The organism is Polaromonas sp. P1_F8 (assembly GCF_056405635.1).
This window is the reverse complement of the sequence record NZ_JBFUBS010000004.1, coordinates 70,097-84,681: the sequence shown is the minus strand read 5'-3', so window position 1 is coordinate 84,681 and position 14,585 is coordinate 70,097. Positions and strand designations below refer to the sequence as shown.

At 62.5% G+C, this 14,585-nt stretch carries 16 protein-coding genes; 7 read left to right on the top strand and 9 right to left on the bottom strand.

Annotated features, from left to right (window positions below; translation table 11 throughout):
* Positions 1 to 66: 66 nt before the first annotated feature.
* A complete protein-coding gene (locus AC1D1J_RS15325; protein ID WP_477695135.1) occupies positions 67 to 1,110 on the bottom strand; it encodes a porin in 1,044 nt (347 codons plus the stop codon).
* A gap of 464 nt (positions 1,111 to 1,574) precedes the next feature.
* Here AC1D1J_RS15325 and AC1D1J_RS15320 point away from each other — a divergent pair, with 464 nt between their 5' ends.
* The 6 genes from AC1D1J_RS15320 to AC1D1J_RS15295 all read left to right on the top strand — a co-directional run bounded on the left by AC1D1J_RS15320 (position 1,575) and on the right by AC1D1J_RS15295 (position 7,213).
* Positions 1,575 to 2,546: an ABC transporter permease gene (locus AC1D1J_RS15320; RefSeq protein ID WP_477688133.1), complete on the top strand. Its 972-nt coding sequence runs from the start codon at positions 1,575 to 1,577 to the stop codon at positions 2,544 to 2,546.
* A gap of 15 nt (positions 2,547 to 2,561) precedes the next feature.
* Positions 2,562 to 3,503 (top strand): ABC transporter permease, encoded by a 942-nt coding sequence (locus AC1D1J_RS15315; RefSeq protein ID WP_477695134.1) that lies wholly within the window; start codon positions 2,562 to 2,564, stop codon positions 3,501 to 3,503.
* Entirely contained in the window at positions 3,500 to 4,474 is a 975-nt protein-coding gene (locus AC1D1J_RS15310) for an ABC transporter ATP-binding protein (protein ID WP_477695133.1), read from the top strand. The genes AC1D1J_RS15315 and AC1D1J_RS15310 overlap by 4 nt, the downstream gene beginning before the upstream one ends.
* Positions 4,471 to 5,475, top strand: a complete 1,005-nt coding sequence (locus AC1D1J_RS15305; protein ID WP_477688130.1) for an ABC transporter ATP-binding protein — start codon at positions 4,471 to 4,473, stop codon at positions 5,473 to 5,475. The genes AC1D1J_RS15310 and AC1D1J_RS15305 overlap by 4 nt, the downstream gene beginning before the upstream one ends.
* A gap of 70 nt (positions 5,476 to 5,545) precedes the next feature.
* On the top strand, positions 5,546 to 6,433 hold the full coding sequence (locus AC1D1J_RS15300; RefSeq protein WP_477695366.1) for an AraC family ligand binding domain-containing protein: 888 nt from the start codon (positions 5,546 to 5,548) through the stop codon (positions 6,431 to 6,433).
* A gap of 72 nt (positions 6,434 to 6,505) precedes the next feature.
* Positions 6,506 to 7,213, top strand: a complete 708-nt coding sequence (locus AC1D1J_RS15295) for a B3/B4 domain-containing protein (RefSeq protein WP_477695132.1) — start codon at positions 6,506 to 6,508, stop codon at positions 7,211 to 7,213.
* Between the two features lie 198 nt (positions 7,214 to 7,411).
* Here the strand turns inward: AC1D1J_RS15295 and AC1D1J_RS15290 are convergent, their stop codons facing one another.
* The 3 genes from AC1D1J_RS15290 to AC1D1J_RS15280 are packed head-to-tail and all read right to left on the bottom strand — an operon-like array spanning position 7,412 to position 10,240.
* Positions 7,412 to 8,680, bottom strand: a complete 1,269-nt coding sequence (locus tag AC1D1J_RS15290) for a sensor histidine kinase (protein ID WP_477695131.1) — start codon at positions 8,678 to 8,680, stop codon at positions 7,412 to 7,414.
* A 7-nt stretch (positions 8,681 to 8,687) separates the two neighbouring features.
* Entirely contained in the window at positions 8,688 to 9,395 is a 708-nt protein-coding gene (locus tag AC1D1J_RS15285) for a response regulator transcription factor (RefSeq protein ID WP_477695130.1), read from the bottom strand.
* A gap of 32 nt (positions 9,396 to 9,427) precedes the next feature.
* On the bottom strand, positions 9,428 to 10,240 hold the full coding sequence (locus tag AC1D1J_RS15280; protein WP_477695129.1) for a MipA/OmpV family protein: 813 nt from the start codon (positions 10,238 to 10,240) through the stop codon (positions 9,428 to 9,430).
* A 193-nt stretch (positions 10,241 to 10,433) separates the two neighbouring features.
* Here AC1D1J_RS15280 and AC1D1J_RS15275 point away from each other — a divergent pair, with 193 nt between their 5' ends.
* Positions 10,434 to 10,622 carry a hypothetical protein gene (locus AC1D1J_RS15275; RefSeq protein WP_477695128.1) on the top strand — a complete coding sequence of 63 codons (189 nt, stop codon included), beginning with the start codon at positions 10,434 to 10,436 and terminating at the stop codon, positions 10,620 to 10,622.
* 157 nt (positions 10,623 to 10,779) lie between these two features.
* On the opposite strand, the gene AC1D1J_RS15270 is transcribed toward AC1D1J_RS15275, so the two are convergent.
* The 5 genes from AC1D1J_RS15270 to AC1D1J_RS15250 all read right to left on the bottom strand — a co-directional run bounded on the left by AC1D1J_RS15270 (position 10,780) and on the right by AC1D1J_RS15250 (position 14,577).
* The gene (locus AC1D1J_RS15270; protein ID WP_477695127.1) at positions 10,780 to 11,700 is read right to left on the bottom strand and encodes a hypothetical protein; all 921 of its coding nucleotides are present in this window, start codon (positions 11,698 to 11,700) and stop codon (positions 10,780 to 10,782) included.
* A gap of 228 nt (positions 11,701 to 11,928) precedes the next feature.
* The gene (locus AC1D1J_RS15265; protein ID WP_477695126.1) at positions 11,929 to 12,828 is read right to left on the bottom strand and encodes a hypothetical protein; all 900 of its coding nucleotides are present in this window, start codon (positions 12,826 to 12,828) and stop codon (positions 11,929 to 11,931) included.
* Between the two features lie 109 nt (positions 12,829 to 12,937).
* On the bottom strand, positions 12,938 to 13,306 hold the full coding sequence (locus AC1D1J_RS15260; protein WP_477695125.1) for a hypothetical protein: 369 nt from the start codon (positions 13,304 to 13,306) through the stop codon (positions 12,938 to 12,940).
* A 126-nt stretch (positions 13,307 to 13,432) separates the two neighbouring features.
* Positions 13,433 to 13,792 (bottom strand): hypothetical protein, encoded by a 360-nt coding sequence (locus AC1D1J_RS15255; protein WP_477688119.1) that lies wholly within the window; start codon positions 13,790 to 13,792, stop codon positions 13,433 to 13,435.
* Entirely contained in the window at positions 13,792 to 14,577 is a 786-nt protein-coding gene (locus AC1D1J_RS15250; protein WP_477695124.1) for a tRNA-uridine aminocarboxypropyltransferase, read from the bottom strand. Before AC1D1J_RS15250 ends, AC1D1J_RS15255 begins: the two co-directional genes overlap by 1 nt.
* Positions 14,578 to 14,585 lie beyond the last annotated feature (8 nt).

Here is a 14,585-nt window from a genome sequence, read left to right as displayed (position 1 = left end):
ATCCATGACAAAAGCCCGCCGGAGGCGGGCTTTGTGTACCAGCTATTTAGGCCAACGCCTGGGCGCTCAGAAGTTGTGCTGAATGCCAACCCCGTAAACGCGGATCACGTCATTGGCGACGCGGTTGTTGGGATCGTTTCGGTCGTAGAAGGCGTATAGCGAAGTGCGATTGCTCATCTTGTAGGAGTAGCCCGCCTGGAAGCGCTTGAGCTTGGCCGCAGGATCGCTTTGCACATCCTTGCGGATGTAGTTGGCCATGACCTTGCTGCTGGGCGTGATGTCCCACGAGGCGCCGACCATCTGCGCCGCCACCTTGCTGCGCGACAGCGCATTGCCCTCAAAGTTGTCACGGTTGTAAACCGCCCAGGCCCGGATCTCGCCGAAGTCGTAGGAGCCCACCAGCATCCACTTGTTCTTGAAATCATTGAGCAAGGCGCCGCCGCGTTTGCTGTCCCTTCCGTAGCCGACGCCCAGCCCAAGCGGGCCAGCACCCTCACCGTAGCTCAGCGAGACATCGGTCTGCTTGTAGTCGCTCTCGAAGCGGATCGGGCCGGCCGCCGCTTCCGCCAGGCCTTCACCATTGAAGTAATGGCCGGCGCGGAAGACGAAGTTGCTGATCACCGGGCTGGCGTAGCCGATGGCATTGGACACCCGGGTGCGTGCATTGAAGATGGAGGAGCCAATCGCGGTGGCGCCGGCGTCGTGGATGACGTACTCCACGTTGCGGCCCAGGATCGCATAGATGGGCGTGCGGCTGGGCGCGGCTGAGTCGATTCGGCCGATGTTGACCACCCCGAAGTCACCGCCTATCCCCACGAAAGAGTTGCGGTACATCGGCGAGGTCGTCGCCCCGGTGTCGGAAGAGATCGCAGCCTCGATCCCGAAGAAGGCCTTGAGCCCTCCGCCCAGGTCCTCGGTTCCTTTGAAGCCGAACCGGGACGCGTTGCCCGTGATGAGCGTCTGCGAGACCGAGCCGGTCTTTGAGTTCTCGAAGCTCGTATCGACCCTTCCGTATAGGGTTACTGTGCTTTGCGCCAGCGCGGCAACAGGGGCTATTGCGGTTATTGCGCCGGCGCCAATCGCAGCCAGGCAGGCTATCTTCAACTTCATTTCTCACTCCTGAAAAGTTTTGTAAATGGCGGCGAATCATTCGCCGCCGCATGGGTGTTCACGGGCGAAGTTCGCCCAGGTCTTTCCTGCTTCCCTCCTCGCCGACCGCCATAAATTCTGAAAACTCGCTTGCTTTTTTGTATTGACTAGCGATACACTGTATCAAACAGCGTTACAACTAGATCATGAAGCGGTGATGGCTGTCAAGAAATTTCGCGGCGCTGTTGCCGCGAATGCACAAGGTGAAAGCTGGCAAGGGCGTTGGTTGGCCCCTAAATTGCGAGCAGTTGTGCGAACGTGACGTATCTGCGGGAGGCCTCCCGCTGACTGGAGTTTTTGATGAAAGTGACGTGCAATAGGGGACCTGTTGTGGCCTCCCCGGGTGGAGGCCGCGGGCTCGAGCGAAGCGGTGTGCGATATGAAGGGTTGGCCCTTGTCGCGGTCAGTGATAAGGACGCAATCTGATGTTTGGCCCCATATTCCAGCGAATGCGCGACAGCCTCGTCGTCGTTGCGCTGATGTCTGCCATCGCGTTTACGGGCATTCACCTCATTGGCGATCCCATACACCTGCTTGTCAGCCCGAATGCCTCCACCGAAGAGGTGGAGGTCGCGGCGCGCAGCCTGGGGCTGGACCGGCCGATCTACGAGCAATACGCACTGTTTGTGAAGCATGCGGTCGAGGGAGACCTTGGCAAATCGTTTGTCTTCAACCGGCCGGCGCTGGGAATTGTTCTGGAGCGCATGCCCGCAACCCTGGAGATGGCGTTTGTCGCGCTGATACTGGCGCTGGCCATCGGCATTCCTCTCGGGCTCGTCGCGGGCTTGATGCCGGACTCCTGGGTTCACAAGCTCATTGCGGGATTTTCAATCGCGGGGGTCACCATTCCCACGTTCTGGAAGGGGCTCATCCTCATCCTCATCTTTTCCGTGAACCTCGGATGGCTTCCGTCAGGCGGGCGAGGCGATACGGAACAGCTCTTCGGCATCGCCTTCAGCTTCCTGACATGGGACGGCCTCAAGCACATGATCCTTCCGGCAACGACGCTTGCCATATTCCAGATCGCCATGGTGATCCGCCTGACGGAGACCGGCACCCGCGATGTGGTGCAACAGGAATACGTGCGGTTTGCGCGTGCCAAAGGCGTGTCCGGCTTAAGGCTCCTGGCGAGACACATTGCCCCGAACGTAATGATCCCCGTGGCCACCGCCGTCGGGCTCGAGTTCGGTCACCTCATTGCTTTTTCCGTGGTGACCGAGTCGGTCTTTGCATGGCCGGGCATGGGAAAACTCATCATTGACTCGATCCTCCATCTCGACAGGCCGGTTGTCGTGGCCTACCTGATGGTCACCGTTCTTCTGGTGGTCTCCATCAACCTTCTGGTCGATCTCCTGTATGTGATTCTTGATCCCCGGCTCAGAGCCCGCAGCAAATAAAAACGAGGTGACCCCATGATCCAGACCGAATCGTTGAATCCGGAAGAAAAGCTGGCGGACCCGCCGGCGGCGCAGCCGGCGCAAACCCCGTGGAGCCGGATCCGGCGGCAATTCCTGCTCAGCAAAATTGCGTTTGCAGCGCTTGTCGTCTTTGGACTGCTGCTCATCGTGGCGCTGGGCGCGCCGCTCTTCTCACCGCAAAATCCGTACGACCTGGCCGCCGTATCGATAGTGGACGCGGAACTCATCCCAGGTGCGCGCAGCGAAGCGACCGGAATGCTGCATGTCCTCGGCACCGATGGCGCCGGACGGGATCTGATCAGCGCAATCTTCTATGGGCTTCGCATCAGCATGGCCGTCGGCCTTCTCAGTGCATTGGCCGCGCTTTGCATCGGAACAACAGTGGGCCTGACGGCCGCCTACTTTGGCGGGCGTGTTGATTCGTTCTTCATGCGAATCGTTGACTTGCAACTGAGCTTGCCGGCCATCTTGATCGCCTTGGTACTTTTGGCATCGTTGGGCCAGGGCGTCGACAAGACCCTGCTGGCCCTGATCATTGTTCAATGGGCTTACTACGCCCGCAACGTGCGCGGGGCCGCGCTGGTGGAGCAACAAAAAGAGTATGTGGAGGCGGCGATGGGGCAAGGCTTGCCCCCCAGGCGGATCATGTTCAGGCACGTGCTGCCGAACTGCATGGGAACGCTGATCGTCACCGGCACCCTCCAGACGGCGCACGCCATCAGCCTGGAGGCAACGATGAGTTTCCTGGGCATAGGGCTCCCTCAGACAGAACCTTCGCTGGGGTTGCTGATTGCCAATGGCTTCGAGTACATGCTCACGAACAAATACTGGATCTCGGTCTACCCGGGGTTGGCATTGGTGCTCCTGGTGGGGTCGATCAACCTGATCGGTGATCGTCTGCGTGTTGTTTTCAACCCCAAGCTGGATCAGGTATGAGCACAAGCGCGTTAAAGGTCAGTGGGCTCACGACCCATTTCGAGATCAAGGCCGGCGTCGCCAGGGCGGTGAACGACGTTTCCTTCTCGGTCGAACAAGGGCAAATCGTTGCCCTGGTGGGCGAATCGGGATCGGGGAAGTCCGTGACGGCGATGTCTTTGATGAACCTGGTGGATCCTCCCGGCCGGATCGTTGCCGGTGAAATTCTCCTTCGGGGAAATAGCCTGCGCTCCGTCTCCGCCCGCGAATGGAACCGGATTCGGGGCAAAGAGATGGCGATGGTTTTCCAGGATCCCATGATGTCGCTCAACCCTGTTATCCGGGTGGGAGACCAGTTGACGGAAACCATCCGGATTCACGCCAAAGTATCACGGTCAGATGCCACGGAGCGGGCATGCGCCGCGTTGGCCGCGGTGGGAATTCCGGCGCCGGCCGAAAGAATGCGGGCGTATCCGCATGAACTGTCGGGTGGCATGCGCCAGCGAATCGCCATCGCGAACGCCATCGTCAATGAGCCGGCGGTGATCATCGCCGACGAGCCGACGACCGCCCTCGACGTCACGATCCAGGCGCAAATCCTCTACCAGATCCGCAAGCTGACAAAAGAGCGCGGAACGGGACTGGTGTGGATAACGCACGATCTGAGTGTGGTGAAAGACCTCGCCGACTACGTGTGTGTGATGTATGCCGGCCGCATTGTCGAGAAAGGCGCGGTCGCTGATGTGATCAGGTCGCCGAGACATCCTTATACGCGCGGCTTGATCGACTCATTGCCCAAGTCACAGGATCGCGGCTCCCTGCTCAAGCCCATCCCCGGAAGTACACCGCCATTGCTCAACCTGCCGTCCGGTTGCGCGTTCGCACCCCGCTGCAGCCGGGCAACGCAAGCGTGCACAAAGATGCCCGGCCTGACCCGGACAGATGACCGGGAGTTTCTTTGCTTTCATCCCTATACCACCCACAACTCATGACCACGATACTTGAAGCGGCCAATGTCTCGAAACGGTTTGGTGCCGCGCAAACCTGGAGCGGGCAACTGGCGCACAAATTGAAGCTGGCCCGCAAGACACCCAAACAGGTGTCCGCAGTGAGTGACGTCAGCCTGCAGATCGAGGCAGGGGAGGTGGTCGGCCTGGTGGGTGAGTCGGGCTGCGGAAAATCAACCTTCGGGCGAATCGTCGCGGGCATTCTGGAACCGTCCAGCGGTGACGTTGTGGTTCATCAGGTGCCGGGCAAGCCCTATCTTTCGGATGTCCATCGAAACGTCCAGATGGTCTTTCAAAACCCCTATGGCTCGCTCAATCCGCGGCTGCGTGTTGACCAGCTCCTCAGTGAGGCGGCGATCTATCACGGGCTGATTTCCGCAAAGGACAAGGCCCCGTTCGTGAGAGGCCTCCTGGGGCAGGTGGGTCTTGACGCCAGTTACGGCGAACGCTATCCGCACCAGTTCTCGGGTGGGCAGCGGCAGCGAATCGCCATCGCAAGGGCGCTGGCACTGAAGCCGTCGCTTGTCGTCTGCGATGAGGCCGTTTCCGCGCTTGATGTGTCCATCCAGGCGCAGGTGCTCAATCTCTTCCAGAAGCTCCGTCGCGAGCAGAACCTTGCCTACCTGTTCATCAGCCACAACCTGGCGGTGGTGGAATATCTTGCCGACCGGGTCGCGATCATGTACCTTGGCCGCATTGTGGAGCTGGCCAAAACAGAGACGCTCTTCAGTCAACCCAACCATCCCTACACGAAGGCACTCATTGCCGACGCACCGCGCATGGACGCGAAACCGCTCACGTACAGGCCGATCGCGGGCGAGATGCCGAGCCCGATGAACGTGCCCAGTGGCTGCGCGTTTCACCCCCGGTGCCCGCATGTCATGCCCATTTGCCGGGAAGTCCGGCCGGCCCTGATCGAGGTCGGGGCATCGCAGATATCGGCCTGTCATCTGAATACTGCCACTTCAAAAGCCGCAGAGCCCTGACGCCGGTGCTGTCTTGAAGGGGCTCCAGGAGGGCTGGCCCGCCGCGCATTCCCGAGGCATCATGACGCCCATGCCCTCCACATCTGCATCACCCGCCCACCAGGGCCGCGTTTTCGGCTCGCCGTGGGCAGGCATTTACACAACAGAGATGCAAAGCGCGCGCCACTTCGGTCGCCACTGGCACTCCGTCTATGGCGTAGGGTTGATGGAGCATGGTGCGCAAAGCTCGGCCAGCGGGCGCGGCCCGGTCGATGCCTATGCCGGTGACGTCATCATGTGCAACCCCGGTGAGGTGCATGACGGCCGGCCGCTGGGCGGCACTTCGCGTCGCTGGCGCATGCTGTACTTTGAGCCGGCGGTCATCGCGTCCCTGGTGGCCGATGCGCCAGATGCCTCGCCGGCCACTGAGATCGAACTCACGCGCCCCGTCGCGCAGGACGCGCGCCTGCGCACAGCGTTGCAACACCTGCTCGGCCGCTTGCAGCAGTGGGACGCTGGTGTGGAGCGCAGCGGCGCAGATGCCCTCGCGTGTGAGGAGTCGCTGGTTCGCGCCTGTGCCCTTCTGCTGCACCGCCATGTTGCTTCACCTGTCACGCACTCGCAAGTCTCATTGTCCACTTCACCCTCTTCACCTGAGCTGCACCGCGCCCGCGACCACCTGGCCGCTGACTTGCTGGCCCCGCCTACCTTGACGGAGCTGGCGCGCACCGCAGGCCTCAGCAAGTTTCAGCTGCTGCGCCGTTTTGAAAAGGCTTTTGGCCTTACGCCCCACGCCTGGTTGCTGCAGCAGCGTGCCGAGCGTGCGCGCGGCCTGATCCGCGGCGGCGCCGGGCTGGCGCAAGCGGCTGCGGCCTGCGGCTTTGCCGACCAGAGCCACATGACGCGATTGTTTGCGCGCCAGTTCGGCTTCACGCCCGGCGCCTGGCAGCAGGCCATGAATAAAACCCCGCTGCAATAACGTTCAAGACGGCGTGCGCGCGCAGTGGCATGCTGGCCGCTGTTTTCACCCATCTAAAGAAGGCAGCCGCGCATGTTCTTTCGCCATTCCCCGGCCATCTGGGCCGATTACCCCGAGCTGGTGCCTGGTGTGCTGGCCGCCAGCGGCATCACAGCCGATGCAGACGTCTCCGCCCAAGTCGCCCGCTTCAATGCCATCGCTGCCGCCCGCCTTGCTAACTGCGCCGAAGGCGAACTGCCCGAAGTGCAGGCCTGGCGCCGTACCTTTTCAAAAATGGGCTTCAAGCCCACGCAGTACCGCTGCGCGTCTGAATCACTGTTGCGCCGCTTTCGCAAGGAGGGCGCACTGCCGCAGCTGCACCCGCTGGTTGACCTGTGCAACGCCGTGTCAATCGCGTTCGCCATTCCCATCGCCGTGTTTGATGTAGCGCCGGTGGTGCAGCAGCTGGAGGTGCGCTACGCCACCGGCACCGAAAGCTACCAGGCCTTCAGCGGCGAAACAGAAATTCCCGAGCCGCATGAAGTCATCTTTGCCGACGCAGCACAGCCGCCCGCAGCTCACGCCCGCCGCTGGACGCACCGGCAAAGCGGCCTCTCGGCCGTCAGTGCCGGAACGCGCAGCGTGCTCATCGTGGCCGAGGCCTTGCACGCCACGGCGGCAGACGACGTGCGCCGCCTCATCAGCACACTCGCCGCTGAGCTGGCCGCCGTCTGGCCGGCGGCGCCCGTCACCGCGGTGCTCAGCAGCACCGCGCCGCAGTTTGATTTTCCGGGTGGATAAAGGTCGCAGGGTCTGATTGAGGTCTTTTCAAGGCATTTTCAGGCATAAAAAGTGGCTGCAACCCAATAAGAATGTGCGCAAGCAGCTATTAATTTGGTAGCAACATGGGGCCGTCCTGCCCGCCCGGCGTTGCTGCCGCCCTGCGTTACCCCGCGTCTTTTCCGGGCACGGTGAATGCCTGAAACCAGAAGCTGGAAACTAGAAGCGAATGTCCACCACCGAGCCTTTGCTCACCGCTGACGAAATGGCCAGCGACCATTTGAAGCGCTCGCAGATCCGCTTCGTCAAAAACAGCCCCAGCCCCCGGCCGCCGCCGGGCTTCATGGACGTCTGCAAGGCCGCGCTGTAGCTGCGCGCGGCCTCCACCGCGTCGAAGCCTTCGCCGGAGTCGCTCACCCGCAGCCTGTGTGCGGTCAGGCTGACCGTGACGTCCCCCTTCTGCGTGTTCTCGGCCGCATTCCTCAGGAGGTTGGCAATGACGATCCTGACCATCGCTTCCGGCGCGCTGACCGAAAGGCTCACGCACTCGACCAGCACAAAGCGCGCGGGCTTGAAGGCCAGCAGGTGCTCATGGTCCTGCATCAGCTCCTGCAAAATCAGGTCGACCCGGGTGGTCTCCACCCTTGCGTTGCCATCCGGCTCGCGCGACAGGTAAAGCAGGGCGCCCATGGTTTCGGTCAGGTTGTCGACTGTGCCGCGAATCCGGTCCAGCGGGCCTTTGGCCTGCGTGGGCAGCGCCTGTTTGGCCAGCACGTCCACCGCGCCGCTGATCACGGCGACCGGGGTGCGGAACTCATGGCTGGCCTGGTCCAGCAGGCTGCGTTCCCGCTCGATGAAACGCTCCACCCTTTCAAGGTGGCGGTTGACCTGCACCGCGATGTCGTGCAGCTCCGCCTGCGGGTAATCAACCGACAGCCGCTGCGACGGCTGCTCCGGGTCCAGCGCTTCCATGTGCTGCGCCAGGGCCCTGGCCGGCTTGCGCAGGCTGCCGTGAAGCCAGAGCAGCGTGGCGCCCACCAGCGCCAGATTGACCAGCACAAAGACCAAGCCCCCGATGCCCACCTTGTTCTGCAGGGTCTCGATGTCGGTCATGTCGATGACGGTGACCACGCGGCCGTCCGCGACCGGTGTGACCAGGGCCGCGTAGTCGTGCTCGTCAAACCGGTCCAGGTCCTGTTCGCTGTAGAACCCGGCGGGCAGCGTGGCCAGGTAGGGCGGCATGTCGGCGGGCAAGGCCGCGCCGCTCTTGAGGTGCCATCCCTTGTAGGCGCCCTGTGTCGGCAAGGGCACGGGCTGCTTGCCCGTGCTGCCGGCAATGTAATGCTGGGTGGTCGAGCGCAGTATCTGCTCCCACACCGGGTGCGTGATCATCACCTGGCCGAAGCCGACCGAGACAATGACACCCAGGGCCAGCAACACCCCGAAAGCGACGAACAGGGCGCTGATGCGCCAATGCAGGTCGAACATGCGTGGTTTATTCGCCATCCTGCACCCGCAAGCTGTAGCCCTGCCCGAGCACGGTGTGCAGGATTTTCGGGGCGCCCTCGCCATCAACCTCTTTGCGCAGCAGGTGCATGTGCGACCTCAGGATGTCCTTGTCCAGTGTGCGCTCGCCCCAGATCTGCGACTCCAGGTGTTCGCGGCTCACGATGTGCGGCGAGCGCCGCATCAAGACCTCCAGTATCTGCCGCTTGATCGGTGACAGCGACAGCTCGCGGTCTCCCCGGGTCACGACCAGCGACTGCAGGTTGAAGCGCAGGTCGCCGACTTCCAGCACCTGCCCGGGCGCCTGCGCCGCATGCCTGCGCGTCACCAGCACGCGCAGCCGCATTTCAAGTTCCGGCAGCGCGATGGGTTTGACGAGGTAGTCGTCGGCCCCGGCTTCAAAGCCCTGCAGCTTGCTGTCCAGCTGGTCCTTGGCCGTCAGCATGATCACCGGCGTCCTGGACTTGAGTTCGCACCGAAGCTGCGTGAGCATCGTCAGGCCGTCCATGCGCGGCATCATCCAGTCCAGCACGATCGCGTCGTAGTGATTCGCCTGCACCATGCCCAGCCCCGATTTGCCGTCGGGCGCGGCGTCAGGCTTGTGGCCGCAGGCTTCCAGGTAGTCGTAGATGTTCGCCGCCATGGGCGCGTTGTCCTCGACGATCAGGATGCTCAAGGGGCCTTCAATCATGTCCATCTCGGTTCTTTCGCGTGGTGGCGCGGCGGGTGTCAGAATTTCCTCGAAACCCCGACAAAAACAGAAGTTACTCCATTAGCGTCCCTGTCCACCAAGGGGCTGTTGCGGATCTTGTTTGGCAGCGCGCTGTAAGACAGGCCGCCCGCCAGAATCCACTTGTCGGCGAAGGGCCGCATCACCTCAATACCGACACGCGGAATCACTGCGCTTCCCGGCTTGTAGTTCACCACACCCCGGGCGACTTCCGCGTCCAGTGTTCCGTAGTAATAGTTGGCCAGCTTGGCCGAGTAATGGCTGACCGCGATGTTGGGCGTGATCGTGGTCGATCCCCACTGCAGCGGGTAGCCGTATTTGGCCGAGGCCTCGTAACCCTTGCTCGCGCCCGACACATCGGCCTTCAGCGCCAGCTCCACCACGCCCATCTGGCCTTTGAAGGACCCGGCAATCCCCAGGTCCAGGCCGCCGTCGCGGTCTTCCAGCAGGTTGCGGTTGATGCCCCGGGCCGCAAGCTCGGCTACGCCGAAATCTTCTTTCTTGATGCCGCCCAGCCGGGCGCCCAGCGTGGCATCGAATGTGAAACCGTCGCGGCTGAGCAAGTGGTAGCCACCGCTGATGCCGCGCCAGAAGAACTTCTCGCCCTGGTAGCTGATCAGCGGCACTGCGCGCAGCTTGGTGCTTTCGCCCGCGTAAATGTCGGTTCGGGCCGCCACGCCCACACCCAGGCCCCAGGGTGAAGCCCCGGGCTCGGGCTTCGGCTGCGCATAGGCGCCCGTAATGCCCGTAACGCCCGTGAGCGCCGACAGCAACACCACACCGGCGGGAACAACAACAGATTTGCGCTTCATAGGGAACTCCTCTTGGACGGTTTTTGGAAAAAGGCCGCCGGCGGACCGCCAGGCTGGACGCACTGTGCCGCCCCGCTGTCGCGGAGATGTCGCGGCCGGGATGCCGCGTGGAAGCACGCATCGCGACATCCCGGCGACAGCCAGCGCCGACCATCACCGCCTTTGCTTTCCTTTTTGAAACTGGACCCATCGGATGACAAAACGCCAAGCCCGCCCTTACGCCGCACCTTCCCCGGCCACCAGGCCCGCAGTCCGCGCCGAAACAAACCCGCACCCGCTCAAGCGCGACCCTTCCGCCACGGCTGCGCTGCCGCTTTTTTCGATGTTTTTCCTGGGCGCATGGGCCGGCAAGCCCGGCGCGCTGCGCGGGCGCAAGCGGTGAGGAGGTGATGCCGGGAAAGGTGGTGCGCGGGCTGCGGGTCCGCCAACCTCAATGCGCAATCGCAATTTTAAGTGGCTGCAGCCCAATCAGAATCTGCGCGAGCAGCTATGAATTTAGTAGCGGTGCGCGGCCACCCCGGCAGCCAGCGTGACTTGTCTTACTTCTCCGTGCCGGGAAAGTACGGCGCGCCCTGCATCGCCGTCAGCGGCAGGTAGAAAGTCTTTACCGGCACCAGCGGCGCATTGCGCACCACCACCTTGCCCAAGGCTGCGGCGGCTTTGTCCTGGGCTTCTTCTTCGCTGCCCTCTTCCGCCGGGCGTTTGGCGCCGGGCACCAGCGCCGGCCGTATGCAGGCAGCGCGTATGCCTTCGAGGATTTCGCCCGGCAGCTCGTCGCGTTTGCCAAAGCGGCTGCCGTCCACATGCAGCACCTCGCCCTTCAGCGTGGCAGACAGGTTCAGCGGCGGGTTGCCAAACGACTGGTCGTAGCCCACGGCCAGCGTGTTCGCGTCGCCGCGCCGGTACTGCACCACGCGCAGCCGTTTGGGCTGGCGGTTGGCGTCCACCTCCACGTCGCCTATATAAAAGTAGCGCACCTGCGCCACCGGCAGGGGCGGCAGCTTGTAGCTGTCAGACCAGTTGCTCTGGTCTTCCTTGAACAGCGGGCGCAGCGTGGTGGGAAGCGCGTCGTTGCTGGAAGTGGCAAACACGGCAGACGTTGCGTTCGAAAGCGAATAGCCGTGAAAGTCAAACGCCACCGTCTCTTTCTGCTCAGGCATCTGCTTGCCAAAGGCGGGAAAAATCGCGCCGTTCTGCCGAACCTCCTGCAGGCGCACACCGTTGCCTTCGGCCTTCCAGCGCCCACCGGCCAGCATGTCGAGCGAGCCGCCCATGAAGGTAAAGCAGAAGGTGTTGTCGTCCAGCAGCATCAGCTGCGCACGCGAATCGACCGAGCCTTGTGTGTAGCCACCCACATAAGGCTTTTCAGCCGCAGTCAGCGCCTGCGCGCCGGCCATCGGCAGCAAGGTGAGGGCGATGGCGGCAAGCGTGGTGCCAAGAGGCTGGGAGATGGAGCGCATGGGCAGTGAGTCCGGTGGGTGTTGAAGCCAATGAATGTATTACAGCGGGTGCCCTGGCCGCGCCGGTATAAATAACAGGGCTTCGTTGCGCGACGGATTCCGGGTGCTGGAAAAACACTCCTGTAGAGCATTTTCAGGCATCAAATATGCCTGCAGCCCAATAAGAACGAGCGCGAGCAGCTATTAATTTAGTAGCGGACCGTGCGACGACCCAGCAAACTGTCTGGCCTACTTGTCTTCAGAAAAGTACGCCGCGCCCTGAATCGCCGTTAGCGGCAGGTAGAAGGTTTTCACCGGCACCAGCGGCGGCTGTTTCACGGACGTCGCGCGTCCGGCCGCTATCTCAGCGGCTTCTTCTTCGCTGGGGCGCTTGGGCTCAGCCAGCGCGGGCCGTATGCAGGCCGAGCGTATTCTTTCCAGGGCTTTTTCCGGCAGCTCCTTGCGCGGGCCAAAGCGGCTGCCGTCGACATGCAGCACTTCACCATCTTTCAGCGTGGCAAGCTGGTTCAGCGGCGGGTTGCCAAACGCCGGGTTGTAGCCCACACGCAGCGTGTTCGCATCGCCACGCCGGTACTGCACCACGCGCAGCTGTTTGGGCTGGCCGTTGGCATCCACTTCCGCGTCGGCTATATAAAAGTAGCGCACCTGCGCCGCCGGCAGGGGCGGCAGCTTGTAGCTGGAAGACCAGCCGTTGTGGCCGTCCTTGAAGAGCCGGCGCAAGCTGGTGGGCAAGGCCTCGTCGGTGCCCGTGGCAAACGCGACCGACGCCGCGCGAGACAGCGAATGGCCGTGAAAGTCAAACTCCACGGGCCCTTTCTCAGGCAGCACCGCCCTGCCAAAGACGGGGAAGACGGAGCCGTTCTGTCGCACTTCCTGCAGGCGCACACCGTTGCCTTCGGCCTTCCAGCGCCCGCCAGCCAGCATGTCGAGCGAGCCGCCCATGAAACTAAAACAAAACGTGTTGTCGTCCAGCAGCATCAGCTGCGCACGCGAATCGACCGAGCCCTGGGTGTAGCCACCGACATACGGCTGTTCAGCCGGGGTAACGGCCAGCGTGCCGGCCAGCGGCAGCAAGGTGAGGGCGAAGGTGGCAAGCGTGGTGCAAAGAGGCCGGGAGCTTGGGCGCATGGGTATCCAGGTGGTGGTGAAAGGGTGAGGAAGGCAGTGAATGTATTACAGCGGCCGCCCAGCGGCGCCGGGCTCAATGCAAGCAGATGTCAGCGCGCGGACTATGCCACTAAGGCACAAAGTGCGAAGCCACAAACGCCAGCCCCGCCAGCCCGCCCCACAGCAGCGCCGTCACCAGCCGGTTGCGTTCGTTTTCATGGTGCGTCATGAAGAGGTGGCCCAGCAGCCAGGTGATGCCCTTGAAGCCAAACAGCAGCCCGATGAGAACGGCCGTGCCGACGTAGACACCGTGCATCCACAGCGGGATCGACAGGAAAAAATACGCCACACCCCGCGACGGATAAATCAGGTACATGCCCAGAAACAGCGAAACCTCAAAAAGCGGCACGGCCACCAGCGCAGCCACCAGCCGCCATAGCAGGCCTTCGCTTTCGTCCGACGGGGAATGCCGTTTGCGCAGGTAGCCAGGTTGGTTCATGGATAGTGCCGGTAATGCTGAGTGCTGGTTTGACAGTGTGGACTATAGGGCCGACATAGCCGATTTAGCGGATGTTGCTTGCGCCGCTTCGCGTTTGGCCGCCAGCCAGGATGGTCCCGCGCTTGCTTAAAGAAAGGGAAGGCAAGCGCGGTAGGTGGCCGTGGATACCCGGTCTTGAACAAGTATCAAGGCCACAGTGCTGCCGAGAAAAAGCGCAGCCCACAGCCAGCCTGTGAAAACCATGGAATTGAGCTTCGCATCCTGGAGGTTTTTATGCTCACCACGCCACAGGTACTGATTCATGGCGGCGCTCTGCATGTCACCATCCGCAAACATGACCTTGCGCTGGCGAAGGTCCGCCCACACCTCGGGATGCTTTTGCTGGAGATGGGATGCCAGCTTTCCCTCGTGGAGCGCTCCTGCGATGAAAGCGAACACGATGCCGGCGATAGCCAAGGCATGCACCAAAACCAGGGGGCTGCACATCAGGGTACACCTTCAAAAACCGAAGGTGTTGCCCCTGAGCGTAGCTCGCGCAGCCGCTGGTGCGCGGCATCTTCCAGATCCAAAGGTTGTTGTTGCTTGGCCTTGAGGTACCGGTTGGTAAACACATCCAGGTAAGCCTCCAGCGTTTGTGCTGCATGCGTTTCACCGGCCAGCTCCAGGCACAGGGCGGCCACTTCAGACGTGCAAAAGTGCGTCTCGCGCTGCGAGCGGCGTAGCTTGTAGCGCGAGAGCTGCTCGCTCTGCAAACTCAGCACCGGTAATGTATCGAGGTAGGGGCTCTTGCGAAACATCTTGCGTGCTTCGGGCCAGGTCGCGTCGAGCAGCACAAACAGCGGGCGTTTGGCATTCTGGCTATCTGATGAGCCGGCAGGCAACACATCCGCCACCACCCGCTCAGCCGCCACAAACTCGCCTGGAAACACCAGGTAGGGCTGCCACTGCGGATCCGCCAGCAGGGCCAGCAGCGCGGGGTCTACTTCGGTGCGCGCCCATTCAAACGCAAACGTGTCCGCCACCACATCGGCAATCAGCCAGCCCGTGTTGCTGGGTTTCAGCGCCTCGATGTCGGCCATGATGAGGCACACACCCGCGCGCGTGGGCACGCTGGGGCGCAGGGCGCACATGCAGTGGCTGGGCATCAGGCGGCAACCGGCGCAGCGCACATTGCGCGGGCCGCCACGGGCGAGGAAAGGTTTGGAGGCACGCGCCAGCCGAGCGGTGCGCAGCCGGGAAACTGCGTGAGCGGCTGGGGAAGTGGAAGTCATAGGCAGAG

Bases quoted from the DNA above. Each gene is read 5' to 3' on its own strand.
- AC1D1J_RS15260 (WP_477695125.1), bottom strand. From the start codon at position 13,306: ATGAACCAACCTGGCTACCTGCGCAAACGGCATTCCCCGTCGGACGAA.
- AC1D1J_RS15250 (WP_477695124.1), bottom strand. From the start codon at position 14,577: ATGACTTCCACTTCCCCAGCCGCTCACGCAGTTTCCCGGCTGCGCACC.
- AC1D1J_RS15285 (WP_477695130.1), bottom strand. From the start codon at position 9,395: ATGGACATGATTGAAGGCCCCTTGAGCATCCTGATCGTCGAGGACAAC.
- AC1D1J_RS15265 (WP_477695126.1), bottom strand. From the start codon at position 12,828: ATGCGCCCAAGCTCCCGGCCTCTTTGCACCACGCTTGCCACCTTCGCC.
- AC1D1J_RS15290 (WP_477695131.1), bottom strand. From the start codon at position 8,680: ATGTTCGACCTGCATTGGCGCATCAGCGCCCTGTTCGTCGCTTTCGGG.
- AC1D1J_RS15310 (WP_477695133.1), top strand. From the start codon at position 3,500: ATGAGCACAAGCGCGTTAAAGGTCAGTGGGCTCACGACCCATTTCGAG.
- AC1D1J_RS15305 (WP_477688130.1), top strand. From the start codon at position 4,471: ATGACCACGATACTTGAAGCGGCCAATGTCTCGAAACGGTTTGGTGCC.
- AC1D1J_RS15275 (WP_477695128.1), top strand. From the start codon at position 10,434: ATGACAAAACGCCAAGCCCGCCCTTACGCCGCACCTTCCCCGGCCACC.
- AC1D1J_RS15255 (WP_477688119.1), bottom strand. From the start codon at position 13,792: ATGTGCAGCCCCCTGGTTTTGGTGCATGCCTTGGCTATCGCCGGCATC.
- AC1D1J_RS15280 (WP_477695129.1), bottom strand. From the start codon at position 10,240: ATGAAGCGCAAATCTGTTGTTGTTCCCGCCGGTGTGGTGTTGCTGTCG.
- AC1D1J_RS15300 (WP_477695366.1), top strand. From the start codon at position 5,546: ATGCCCTCCACATCTGCATCACCCGCCCACCAGGGCCGCGTTTTCGGC.
- AC1D1J_RS15320 (WP_477688133.1), top strand. From the start codon at position 1,575: ATGTTTGGCCCCATATTCCAGCGAATGCGCGACAGCCTCGTCGTCGTT.
- AC1D1J_RS15295 (WP_477695132.1), top strand. From the start codon at position 6,506: ATGTTCTTTCGCCATTCCCCGGCCATCTGGGCCGATTACCCCGAGCTG.
- AC1D1J_RS15315 (WP_477695134.1), top strand. From the start codon at position 2,562: ATGATCCAGACCGAATCGTTGAATCCGGAAGAAAAGCTGGCGGACCCG.
- AC1D1J_RS15325 (WP_477695135.1), bottom strand. From the start codon at position 1,110: ATGAAGTTGAAGATAGCCTGCCTGGCTGCGATTGGCGCCGGCGCAATA.
- AC1D1J_RS15270 (WP_477695127.1), bottom strand. From the start codon at position 11,700: ATGCGCTCCATCTCCCAGCCTCTTGGCACCACGCTTGCCGCCATCGCC.